Raw genomic sequence first — 12,558 nt, forward strand, 5'->3', positions numbered from 1 at the left:
GGAGATGGGTGCAATGCGTGGCATCCCAGCGGTTGGCATCCAGCCTTGCCTGTGGTCAAGTGCGCACGCACCGCGATACCAGCACGGCATTGGATTCCCATGAGCAACATCAGTCCCGATCCGTTCACCACAAGGCCGGAAATCGAAGGCACCTTTGGCGTCGTCACGTCGACCCACTGGATCGCGACCGCCGTCGGGATGAGCATTCTGGAGAAAGGCGGCAACGCATTCGATGCCGGCGTTGCCACGGCCTTCACGCTGCAGGTGGTGGAGCCGCACCTGAACGGTCCCGGCGGCGATGTGCCGATCATCGTGCATGACACCAGGCGCGGCCGCACCGAGGTGATCTGCGGCCAGGGTCCGGCGCCTGCGAAGGCAACCATTGCGCACTACAAGAGCGAAGGGCTGGAGATGGTGCCCGGCACCGGGCTCCTCGCGGCGTGCGTGCCCGGCACGTTCGAATCCTGGATGCTGCTCTTGCGCGATTACGGCACGATGCGGCTGCGCGATGTGCTGGAGCCGGCGATCGCCTACGCCCGCGACGGCTACCCGCTGGTCGAGCGCGCTTCCGCAACGATCCAGGTCGTCGAGCAGTTGTTCAGGAAGCACTGGACGACATCGGCGGCGGTTTACCTGCCGAACAACGAAGTGCCAAGACCCGGCACCCTGTTCACCAACAAGCAGCTCTCCGAAACCTACGCCCGCATCCTCAAAGAGGCGGAAAGCGCGGGCGGCGACCGCATCGCACAGATCGAGCGCGCGCGAAAGTCCTGGTCGCAGGGTTTTGTGGCGGAAGCGATCGACAAGTTCTGCCGCACGCAGGAAGTAATGGACGTCAGCGGCTCACCGCATCGCGGCGTGCTAAGCGCCGACGACATGGCACGCTGGCAGCCGACCGTCGAGGCGCCGCTGACCTATGATTACGGCCGCTACACCGTCTGCAAGTCCGGCGTCTGGAGCCAGGGCCCGGTAATGCTGCAGCAACTCGCGCTGCTCAAGGGGTTTGAGCTCGACGGGCTCGACCCTGCCGGGCCCGACTTCATCCATCTGCAGATCGAATGCGCAAAACTCGCCTTCGCCGATCGCGAGAAGTTTTATGGCGACCCGAAATTCACCGACATCCCGATCGCGACGCTCTTGTCGGACGCCTACAATGACGAGCGCCGCAAGCTGATCTCCAGAGACAAGGCCTCGCTCGATTTCGTCCCCGGCTCGGTCGAAGGTTTCGGCTCGGTCGTCAAGCTGCGCCGTGCGGAAGGCCATCGCGAGGCGGTCGGTGCCATGGGCGCGGGCGAGCCGACCGTCGGCCGGTTCGGCGAGGTGCGCGGCGACACCGTGCATTTCGACATCATTGACCAGGCCGGCAACATGGTCTCGGCGACGCCGTCCGGCGGCTGGCTGCAATCCTCGCCGGTCATTCCCGAACTCGGCTTCTGCCTCGGCAGTCGCGCGCAGATGTTCTGGCTGGAGGAAGATCACCCGGCAGCACTTGCGCCCGGCAAGCGCCCGCGCACCACGCTCTCGCCCACCATGGCGCTGCGCGACGGCGAGCCGTACATGGCCTGGGGATCGCCCGGCGGCGACCAGCAGGATCAATGGACCACGCAGTTCTTCCTGCGGCATGTCCACGCCAAACTGAACCTGCAGGAAGCGATCGACGCACCCGCCTGGCACTCCGAACATTTTCCGATTTCGTTCTGGCCGCGCACCGCGCGTCCCGGCGTGCTCGTGCTCGAAAGCCGCGTACCGAACGCGACCGTCGATACGCTGAAGAGCCGTGGCCATGTCGTCGAGATCGGTCCCGAATGGTCGGAAGGCCGCCTCACCGCTGCCTCCAAGGTCGGTCGTCGCCGTCGCGCTGCTGCCAATCCGAGGGGCATGCAGGGCTACGCGGCGGGCCGGTAGAGGCGACTTGAGATGACTTTGAAGGTTTAAGATGACCTGGTCGATCATCGCCCGTGATTCCTCAACCGGCCAGATCGGCATCGCGGTCGCGACCAGGTTTTTTGCGGTCGGCGCGCGCGTGCCGCATATCGCGCCCGGCGTCGGCGGCATCGCGACGCAGGCGCTCGTCAATCCCTACTACGGCATTGACGGCGTGAAGCTGTTGCGCGAGGGCCGCAGCCCCCGCGAGGTGGTGGACATTCTGCTCGTTACCGACGATGGACACGAGGCCCGCCAACTTCATGTCATGGATATCAAGGGCCGCATCGCAGCGCATACCGGCCGCGAATGCATCGACTGGTGCGGGCATATCCAGGGTGACGGCTTCTCCCTCGCCGGCAACATGCTGGCGGGCGCCGCCGTGCTCGATGACACGGCGAAAGCCTTTGTCGCCAATGCCAGCCTTCCCTTTGCGCAGCGGCTGATCGTAGCGATGAAGGCCGGCGAAGCCGCCGGCGGCGACAAGCGCGGCAAGCAATCGGCGGCGCTGTTGATCCATGGCGAAGAAGAATGGTCCGATCTCGACCTGCGTGTCGACGACCATACCGATCCGCTGGCCGAACTCGAACGTCTCGAACAGGTGAGCCGCGAGCGCTGGGTGCATTTCCGCCCCTTCCTGCCGACGCGCAAAAATCCGGCCGGGATCACCGACCGCACGGTCATCGATGCCCGCATCGACGCGGCGACGACGGGCAAGGCATGACGGCAAACCCGCTGATCGAAATCGAGGGCCTGCGCGTGGTTTTCCACGGCGACGATGGCCGCACCACGCACGCGGTCGACGGTGTCGATCTCAGCGTGGCCAATGGCGCGACGCTTGGCCTCGTCGGCGAATCCGGCTGCGGCAAGAGCGTGACCTCACTCGCCGTCATGGGATTATTGCCAAGGCGTTCCGCTGAGGTGTCGGGTTCGATCCGTTTCGACGGGTTTGATCTCCTCGACATTCCCGACGACACGCTGCGCGATCTGCGCGGCAATCGCCTCGCGATGATCTTTCAGGAGCCGATGACGTCGCTCAATCCGAGCTTCACCATCGGCGATCAGATCATCGAGACCATCCTGCGCCATCGCGGCGGGTCGCGGCGGCAGGCGCGCGAGCGCGCGATCGAGCTGCTGCGGCAGGTGCACATCCCCTCGCCCGAGAAACGTGTCGACGAATATCCGCACAAGCTGTCCGGCGGCATGCGCCAGCGCGTGATGATCGCGATGGCGCTGGCCTGCGACCCGCGCCTTTTGATCGCCGACGAGCCGACCACCGCGCTCGACGTCACGCTGCAGGCGCAGATCCTCGATCTGATGCGCGAGTTGAAGGCCGCCAGCGGTGCCGCAATCATCCTGATCACGCACGATCTCGGCGTGGTCGCCGAAGTCTGCGACGAAGTCGCTGTGATGTATGCCGGCGAGATCGTCGAACGCGCACCGGTCGACGAACTCTTCGCCAGCCCGCAGCATCCCTACACCGTCGGCCTGCTCGGATCGATCCCGCGGCTCGGCCGCCGTACCGAACACTTGGCGACGATCGAGGGCATGGTGCCGAACATGGCGAACCCGCCCGCCGGCTGCCGCTTCGCCGCGCGCTGTCCCTTTGTCGTTGAACCTTGTGTTGCCGCGCCGCCGCCGCTGGCGATAGTCAGTCCCGGCCACGCCTCGCGCTGCATCCGCGCACCGCTGGAGCGGCTGGTGTCATGATCGCTGCGCTCTCCGCTCTCGTTCCCCGGGCGCAGTGCAGCGCAAGCGAAGCGCTGCACTGCGCTGCAGAACCGGGGCCCATCTGGGGTCCCATGCGACATGGGTCCCGGTTCTGCGGCGCATCGCCAAGAGGCGCTGCGCTGCGCCCGGGACACGAGGGGTGCCCGCGATGACGGCGCTGCTCGAAGTCGAAGACCTCGTAAAACATTTCGTCGCCGCACGATCGGTGTTCGGCCGACCCACCGCTTATGTCAAAGCGGTCGACGGCGTTAGCTTCACGGTCGAGGCCGGCAAGACGCTGGCGCTGGTCGGCGAATCCGGTTGCGGCAAGTCCACCGTCAGCCGGCTGGTGCTGCGGCTGATCGAGCCGGATGCGGGCAACGTTTGCTTCGAGGGCCGCGACCTCGGCGCGCTCAGCGCCAACGAATTGCGCGCCTTCCGCCGCGATGCGCAGATTATCTTCCAGGATCCTTATGCGTCGCTCAACCCGCGCATGACGGTGAGCCAGATTCTGAGCGAGCCGCTGGCGCTGCACGATCTGGTGCCGGCCCCGCGCCGCCGCGAACGGGTCGAAGAGCTGTTGCGGCTGGTCGGGCTCGAGCCGCGCTTTGCCCGCCGCTACCCGCACGAATTTTCCGGCGGTCAGCGCCAGCGCATCGCGATTGCGCGAGCGCTGGCGGTAGAGCCGAAACTGATCATCTGCGACGAGCCGGTCTCCGCGCTCGACGTCTCGATCCGCTCGCAAATCCTCAATCTGCTGCGCGACCTGCAGGACCGGCTCGGCCTCGCCTACATCTTCGTCTCGCACGATCTGGCGGTCGTGAAGCACATCGCCGACCGCGTCGCCGTGATGAATCTCGGTGGTATCGTCGAGACGGCGGACGCCGAGGCGCTGTTCGCCGCGCCCCGGCATCCCTATAGCCGTGCGCTACTGTCGGCGATTCCCGTGCCCAAACCGCAGGCCAGGCGCGGCCGCATCGTGCTGGAAGGCGAGATGCCGAGCGCGCTCAATCCGCCCTCCGGCTGCCGCTTTCATACCCGCTGCCCTTATGTCATCGAGCGCTGCCGCACCGAAATTCCGGCCCTGCTCGCCGACGACACGGGACACGCGACGGCGTGTCACCGCACGGCCGAATTGCCGTCGCCCGGGGCCATCGTTCCCGCCGATGGCGGATTTTCGCCGGTGCTGGAAAAGTTGGTCGCCGCCTTCAGCGGTGGCACGGAAGGTGCAGGCCGCGTCGGGGTTGAGGTATCAGGAACACGGCCAACGGCGGTGTAATCGTGGATAAGGGGATGGCAGCAATGAAAATCTTTCGTTTGGCAGTCACCGCGGCGGCGCTGCTGCTGTCGCTTCCGGCAACCGTTCAGGCCCAGACCACGCTGCGGATCGGGCTCGCCGAGGACCCCGATATCCTCGACCCGACCATGGCCCGCACTTACGTCGGCCGTATCGTGTTCGCATCGTTCTGCGACAAGCTGTTCGACATCGACGAGAAGCTCAATATCGTGCCGCAGCTCGCGCTGAGCCACGAGACCTCGGCCGACGGCAAGGAAGTCACCATCAAGCTCCGGTCCGGCGTCAAGTTTCACGACGGCGAGGCCTTCAATGCGGAGGCGGCAAAGTTTTCGCTGGAGCGCCACCTGACGATGCAGGGCTCGTTCCGCAAACCGGAACTGGCAGCCGTCGATCATATCGACGTCGTCGATCCCCTCACCATCAGGCTGGCATTGAAGGCGCCCTATTCCCCTCTGGTCGCGCAGCTTACCGATCGCGCCGGAATGATGGTATCGCCGAAGGCGGCCAAAGAGGCCGGCGACAAATTCGGCCTGCGTCCGGTTTGCGCCGGTCCCTACAAATTCGTCGAGCGCGTGCAGCAGGACCGCATGGTGTTCGAGAAATTCGCCGACTATTGGAACAAGGACAACATTCATATCGACCGCATCGTCTATCTGCCGCTGGTGGACGCGACGGTCCGCTTGGCCAATCTGAAATCCGGTGGGCTCGACCTGATCGAACGCGTGCTCGCGACGGACCTCAAGGAAGTGCAGGCGGACTCGAAGCTGAAATTGTCCAGCGCGATCGAGCTCGGCTATCAGGGCGTGACGCTGAACGTCGGCAAGGACAAGGCCAAGGGGCCGCTCAGCCAGTCCGCCAAGGTGCGGCAGGCGCTCGACCTCTCGCTCGACCGCGACGCGATCAGCCAGGTGGTGTCCAACGGCGAGTTCAAGCCTGGTAACCAGTGGGTCAACCCCGATCATCCCTATTACCAGAAGGCCTTTCCGATACCGAAGCGCGATGTCGCCAAGGCCAGGGCGCTGCTGAAGGAAGCGGGCGTCACGCCACCGGTCAGCGTGGACTTCATGGTCTCGAAGGGCGCGGAAACCGAAGCGGCGGCTCAGGTGATCCAGTCGATGGCGGCGGAGAGCGGCTTCGACATGAAGCTCAGGGTCACCGAGTTCGCGACGTCGTTGAAACAGGCCGAGGCCGGAGAATACCAGGCCTTTCTCCTGGCCTGGAGCGGAAGAATCGATCCTGACGGCAATTCCTATGTCTTCCAGAAGAGCGATGCACCACAGAACTACAGCGGCTGGTCCAACAAGGAGGTCGACAAGGCGCTCGATGACGGCCGCCTCGTCACCGATCAGGCGCAGCGCAAGGCGATCTACGAAAAGCTGGCGAAGATCGTGCTGGAGGAGAAGCCGCTGCTCTACATCTACCACCGCCGCATCCTGATCGCGCATACGACGAAGCTCGAAGGCTACAAGCAGATGCCGGACGGGCTGGTTCGCGTGGTCGGGCTGAAGCTGAAGTGAGGGTGGCTCGTGTAGTCTCGTGTCCCGGACGCGTCGCAGCGCAAAGCGGTGCAACGCTGAGCCGGGACCTACCGCCCCTCTCGCATGGGGTCCCGGTTCTGCAGCGCAGCGTGGAGCCTGTGCTCGGGCCGTGCGAAGCGCGGACCCGGGTACGCTGCGCTGCGCCCGGGACACGGATAGTGCCATGCTGAATTTCCTCGCGCGCCGGATCGCCCAGCTCATCCCGACGCTGTTCTTTGTCTCGATCCTGATCTTTTCGTTGCAGCAATTGCTGCCGGGCGATCCGGCGCTGGTGATGGCCGGCGAGGAACGCGATCCTGATGTGATTGCGCAGATCCGCGAGCAGTACCGGCTCGATCAGCCGGTGCCGGTGCAATATGTCTACTGGGTCAAGGGCGTGCTGTCGGGCGATTTCGGCGAGTCGCTTCGCAACAAGGTGCCGGTGCGCGAACTGATCGCCCAAAAGCTGCCGGTAACGATGCAGCTTGCGTCGATGGCGATCATCATCGCCTTTCTGATCGGGATCCCCGCCGGCATAGTTTCAGCGGTGAAGAAAGGCACGGCCTGGGATTATGGCGCCAATTTCTTTGCGTTATGGGGGATCTCGACACCGAATTTCTGGCTCGGCATCATGCTGATCTTCCTGTTCTCGATCCAGCTCGGCTGGCTGCCGGCATCGGGCTATGTGCCGCTGACCGAAAACTGGCGCGCCAGCATCGCCTCCACCATCATGCCGGCCTTCGTGCTCGGCAACGCGATCGCCGCGATCCTGATGCGGCATACCCGCAGCGCCATGCTGCAGGTGCTGGAAAGCGATTACGTCCGCACCGCCCGCGCCAAAGGGCTTCTCGAGCGCTCGGTCATTCTCAAGCACGCCATGCGCAACGCGCTGACGCCGGTGATTACGCTCGGCGCGCTCGAGCTGGGCACGCTGTTGTCGGGCGCGGTATTGACGGAGCAGATTTTCTCGATTCCCGGTTTCGGCAAGCTGATCGTCGACGCGGTCTTCAACCGCGATTATGCCGTCGTGCAAGGCGTCGTGCTGACGACGGCAACGATCTACATCACGCTCAATCTCATTGCCGACATCGCCTACGTCCTCGTCAATCCGCGGCTGAGGACCTAAGCCATGACTGACGCTGCCCTCGGCGCGATCAAGATAACTACCTCCGACGAACTGGAGAGCCCGGCGCGGCGCGCGCTGCGCCGGCTGGTCAAGCGCAGGGGCGCGGTGGCCGGGCTTGTCGTGATCGTAACCTTCATGTTGCTCGCGCTGTTTGCGCCGCTGATCTCGCCCTATGAGCCGATCGCGACAAGCTGGTCGCTGGTGCGCAAGCCGCCTTCCGCGCTGCACTGGTTCGGCACCGACGAGCTCGGCCGCGACATTCTTGCCCGCGTGATCTACGGCGCGCGGGCATCGCTTCTGGCCGGCGCCATCTCGGTCGGGATCGCGTTGTCGATCGGCGTGCCGCTCGGCCTCCTGTCGGGCTATCGCGGCGGCTTCATCGATGCCCTGATCAGCCGCATCACGGATGCGATGCTGGCCTGCCCGTTCCTGATCCTGGCGATTGCGCTCGCGGCATTCCTAGGGCCCAGCCTCGGCAACGCCATGATCGCGATCGGCATCTCGGCGACGCCGATCTTCGTGCGGCTGACCCGCGGCCAGGTGATGAGCGTCAAGGTCGAGGATTATGTCGAGGCCGCGCGCGCCATGGGAAATCCGCGCTGGCGCATCGCGCTGTTTCACATCCTGCCGAACATCATGCCGGCGCTGTTGGTGCAGGCGACGTTGTCGATAGCGGCTGCCATCATCGCCGAAGCCGCGCTGTCGTTCCTCGGTCTCGGCCAACAGCCGCCCGCGCCGTCCTGGGGCAGCATGCTCAATGCCGCGCAGCGCTTCCTGACCAACGCGCCGTGGATGGCGGTCTGGCCGGGACTGGCGATCTTTCTCGTGGTGCTGTCGTTCAACCTGGTCGGCGATGGTTTGCGCGACGCGCTCGATCCGAGGGAGAGGTGATTAGACCCTCATGGTGAGGAGGCGCGAAGCGCCGTCTCGAACCATGCGGCCCCACTGTGGCCTCATCCTTCGAGACGCCGCTACGCGGCTCCTCAGGATGAGGGTCTAGATAACCAACTCCCGCATCACCCTTCGGCAATCCATCTCGTAGTCCAGATCGATCACCGGCGGCCGTGCAAAGTGCCAGGTCAAACCCGAACGCGCGGCGCCGCGGCGAACCAGTGCATCGGCAAAGACGTGGTGGAAATCGTGGATGGTGTAGGTCTGCACGTCCGTCGCGTCTTTCCAGCCGAACCCGAACTCGCCCATGCGCCGCTCCATCACGCCGGCGACGTAGCGGACCTTCTCCGCGATGCCGTCCGGGCTTGTGTCGCGGTAGCGGACCGTGCGCTCCGCATAGCTCGCGTTGCTTTCCTGCGACTCGCCGCTGCCGGCGATGACAAAACTCGGCGCCGGGCTTTGGCTCGGCCGCGTGAATGAAAAGGCGTAGAATGACGGTTCGGCCGGCGGATCGATCTCCGGACAGACATTGCTGCGCGCCACCGGATTGGTCGTGCCGTCATAGACGCCCCATTCGCTGAGCGTCTTGACGTAGTGCAGGTTGAAATTGCGGAATCCCTCGTCGGTGAATGCCGCCGGCGACCGCAATTCACAGGCGCAGAACGACGTCAGTGGCCTGCCCGCCGCCTGGATGTATTTTGCGATCCGCGCAAAGCCTTCGGCCAGCGGCAGCCATTTGTCGAAACGCACCCGCTCGATCTCAAATCCGGGATTTGCTGCGACACCTCCCGAATACTGGAACACGGCGGGAATGAAGCGGTAATTGCCGGCGGGAAAGTCGCTTGTCATGTTGCCTCCCTGTTTTTCTATCTTTTAGCATGGAGACACACCGGCGTCGCATCTCCCGGCATGAAAAAGCGGCGGCAACGATTTCCCGCTGCCGCCGCTTGCTATTCTGCAGTTACAAAGGCTCAGGTCGGCTTGAGCGCGGACCCAAGATCGAAATCCGCGATCTCCTTGGTCCGCTTGGAGCCGAGCTTGGCCTGGTGATCGGTGGCCAACCAGACATAGACCGCCGGCAGCACGAACAGCGTGAACAGCGTGCCGATCGACATGCCGGCTACCACCACGAGACCGATCGAGAACCGGCTGGCAGCGCCCGCGCCCGTGGCGGTCAGCAACGGGATCAGACCGGTGACCATCGCCGCCGTCGTCATCAGGATCGGCCGCAGCCGGATGCGGGCAGCCATTTCGATCGCCGAACGCTTGTCGAGACCTTCCTTGAGCTGCAGCTCGTTGGCGAACTCCACCATCAGAATGCCGTGCTTGGTGATCAGGCCGACCAGCGTCAGCAACCCAACCTGGGTGTAGATGTTGATGGTCGCCACCGCCGAAGAACAGCGGAATCAAGGCGCCGACGATCGCCATGGGAACGCTGATCATGATCACCAGCGGATCGCGCAGGCTTTCGAACTGCGCCGCCAGCACCAGGAAGATGATGATCAGCGCGAAGCCGAAGGTGATCGCGAGCTGATTGCCTTCCTGCACATATTGCCGGGAGTCGGCCAGATAATCGTGGCCAAAGCCGGCAGGCATCTTCTTCGCTTCGCCCTCCAGGAAATCCACCGCCTGCCCAACCGTCACGCCCGGCATCGGCACCGCGGAGAACGTCGCTGAATTGAGCTGGTTGTAATGCGTCAGCGCATTCGGATCGGTGGCGGTTTCGATCGACACGATGGTCGACAGCGGCACTAGCTGCCCGGTGTTGGTCGGGACGTAGTAACCGCCAAGCGATTCGGGCGACAGCCGCTTGTCGCGCGACACCTGCGGGATCACCTGATACGAGCGTCCCTCGAGGTTGAAGCGGTTGACGTAATTGCCGCCCAACAGCGTCTGCAAGGTAGCGCCAACCTGCGACATGTTGATGCCGAGGTCGCTCGCCTTGGAGCGGTCGATCGAGACGCGAACCACCGGCTGATTGAATTCGAGGTCGCTGTCCGAGACGATGAACATACCGCTCTTGCGTGCGGCTTCCTTCAGCTTCGCCATCTGGTCATAGACGGCCTGGAAGCCGGCGGTCGAATTGATCACCATCTGTATCGGCAGGCCACCCGGTCCGCCCGGCAACGGCGGCAGGTTGAACGCAAACGCCTGGACGCCTTCGATCTTGCTGATCTCGGCCTGCACCAGCGGCTTCAGCGCGATCGAGGATCGCTCACGCTCGTCCCACGGCTTGAGCAGCATGCCGGCAATGCCGCCCTGCGGGCCGTTGATGCCGTTGAGGACGAAGCGCAGGTCCGTTTCCGGAAACTTGGCAAAAGCCTTGTCGAGCTTGTCGCCGTAGAAGTCGACATAATCGATGTTGGCGTATTTCGGCGCCTTGGTCACCGAGAACACGATGCCCTGGTCCTCCTCGGGCGCGAGCTCCTTGGAGGTGTTCATGTAGAGGAAACCGACCAGACCCAGGATCGTCAGCGCGAACAAGCCGGTGATCGGACGATAGTCGAGCGAGCGGTCGAGCTGGCGGCCGTACCAGCGTGTCATTGAGCCGAACACCCTGTTGACCAGCCTCGAGAACCGCCCCTCGTCCGCGCTCTTCAGGAGGACCGAGCACATCATCGGCGACAGCGTCAACGCGATCACGCCCGACACGATCACCGAGCCCGCCAGCGTGAAGGCGAATTCGCGGAACAGCGAACCGGTCAGGCCGCCGAGGAAGCCGATCGGCGCGTACACGGCGGCCAGCGTAATCGTCATCGAGATCACGGGGCCGACGATTTCGCGCGCGCCCTGCAGCGACGCCTGCACCGGCGTCTTTCCTTCCTCCAGATGGCGATGGATGTTCTCCACCACCACGATGGCGTCGTCGACCACGAGCCCGATCGCCAGCACCATCGCCAGCAGTGTCAGAAGATTGAAGCTGAATCCCATCATCAGCATCAGGCTGCAGACGCCGATCAGCGACAGCGGAATCGTGACCACCGGAATGATGACCGAGCGGAACGAGGCCAGGAACAGGAAGATCACGACCACCACGATCAGCACGGCCTCGATCAGCGTGTTCTTCACCTCGTCGATCGACGACTGAATGAACTTGGTGGAATCGTAGGCCACTTTCATTTTCATCGATGGCGGCAGGTTGCGTTCGATCTCCGGCATCAACGCGCGCACGCCCTGGACCAGCGTCAGCGGGTTGCCTTGCGGGGTCGCCTGCACGCCGATGAAGATCGCGCGCTCGCCGCTAAACGCGACGCTTGCGTCCGAGCTTTGCGCCGCAAGTTCGACGGTTGCGATATCCTCGATCCGCACGAAGCCGCCGTCCTTGGACTTCACGATCATCTTCTTGAACTGCTCGAGGTTCCGCAGGTCGGTATTAGTCTGGACGTTCGAGACGATGAAATAGCCCTTGGACTGACCGGCCGCTGCCTGGAAGTTGTTGGCGGCGATCGCCGCGGAAACGTCGGTCGGCGACACGCCACGGCCCGCCATTCGCACCGGATCGAGCCAGAGCCGCATCGCAAAGGTCTGGCCGCCGAGAATGTCGGCCGACGCCACACCATCGACCGTCGACAGCACCGGCTGCACCACGCGTGTCAGATAGTCTGAAATCGCCGACCCCGAGAGTTCTTCGCTGGAGAAGCCCAGATACATCACGGCCGTGGTTTGGCCGGTCGTCTTGGTTATGACCGGGTCGTTCGATTCCTTCGGGATCAGGTATTTGACCGAGTTCACCTTGGCGAGAACTTCGGTCAGCGCCTGGTTCGGATCGAAATTCAGCTTGATGTAGACCTGAATCGTGCTGGTGCCCTGCACCGACGAGGAAGTGATGTAGTCGACGCCCTCGGCGGAAGCCACCGCCTGCTCGATCGGCGTGGTGATGAAGCCTTGAATCAGGTTGGCCGACGCGCCCGGATATGAGGTGGTGATGTTGACCACCGTGTTCGACAGCTTCGGATATTGCCGGATCGGCAACACGCTGGCGGCGCGCAGACCGATCAGGAGGATCAGCAGGCTGACGACGACCGACAGGACCGGACGCTTGATGAAGATATCGGTGAAGGCCATCGCAAAATCATCCCGCTGGGTTCAGCATT

Annotated in this window: 8 protein-coding genes and 1 pseudogene; 7 read left to right on the plus strand and 2 right to left on the minus strand. The window is 63.9% G+C overall.

All coding sequences use genetic code 11. The features are described 5' to 3' along the window. Positions 1–99 precede the first annotated feature (99 nt). The 7 genes from V1292_RS32580 (at position 100) to V1292_RS32610 (ending at position 8,464) form a co-directional block, all read left to right on the plus strand. Entirely contained in the window at positions 100–1,905 is a 1,806-nt protein-coding gene (locus tag V1292_RS32580) for a gamma-glutamyltransferase family protein (RefSeq protein WP_334376641.1), read from the plus strand. 31 nt (positions 1,906–1,936) lie between these two features. Next, entirely contained in the window at positions 1,937–2,647 is a 711-nt protein-coding gene (locus tag V1292_RS32585; protein WP_334376642.1) for a DUF1028 domain-containing protein, read from the plus strand. Further along, on the plus strand, positions 2,644–3,633 hold the full coding sequence (locus V1292_RS32590; protein ID WP_334376644.1) for an ABC transporter ATP-binding protein: 990 nt from the start codon (positions 2,644–2,646) through the stop codon (positions 3,631–3,633). Before V1292_RS32585 ends, V1292_RS32590 begins: the two co-directional genes overlap by 4 nt. A gap of 169 nt (positions 3,634–3,802) precedes the next feature. After that, complete coding sequence (locus tag V1292_RS32595) at positions 3,803–4,912, plus strand: ABC transporter ATP-binding protein (RefSeq protein ID WP_334376645.1); 1,110 nt, start codon at positions 3,803–3,805, stop codon at positions 4,910–4,912. 23 nt (positions 4,913–4,935) lie between these two features. Beyond that, positions 4,936–6,447 carry an ABC transporter substrate-binding protein gene (locus tag V1292_RS32600; RefSeq protein WP_334376646.1) on the plus strand — a complete coding sequence of 504 codons (1,512 nt, stop codon included), beginning with the start codon at positions 4,936–4,938 and terminating at the stop codon, positions 6,445–6,447. A gap of 184 nt (positions 6,448–6,631) precedes the next feature. Beyond that, positions 6,632–7,573, plus strand: coding sequence for an ABC transporter permease (locus tag V1292_RS32605; protein ID WP_334376647.1), 942 nt, complete (start codon positions 6,632–6,634; stop codon positions 7,571–7,573). Positions 7,574–7,576: 3 nt separating this feature from the next. Then, entirely contained in the window at positions 7,577–8,464 is an 888-nt protein-coding gene (locus V1292_RS32610; protein ID WP_334376649.1) for an ABC transporter permease, read from the plus strand. 105 nt (positions 8,465–8,569) lie between these two features. On the opposite strand, the gene cnbZ is transcribed toward V1292_RS32610, so the two are convergent. Both cnbZ and V1292_RS32620 read right to left on the minus strand, forming a co-directional pair. After that, on the minus strand, positions 8,570–9,313 hold the full coding sequence (gene cnbZ / locus V1292_RS32615; RefSeq protein ID WP_334376650.1) for a 2-amino-5-chloromuconate deaminase CnbZ: 744 nt from the start codon (positions 9,311–9,313) through the stop codon (positions 8,570–8,572). A gap of 122 nt (positions 9,314–9,435) precedes the next feature. Continuing rightward, positions 9,436–12,529: pseudogene (locus V1292_RS32620) on the minus strand (MexW/MexI family multidrug efflux RND transporter permease subunit). Positions 12,530–12,558: the final 29 nt, after the last annotated feature.

Source organism: Bradyrhizobium sp. AZCC 1719 (genome assembly GCF_036924525.1).
Taxonomy (GTDB): Bacteria; Pseudomonadota; Alphaproteobacteria; order Rhizobiales; family Xanthobacteraceae; genus Bradyrhizobium.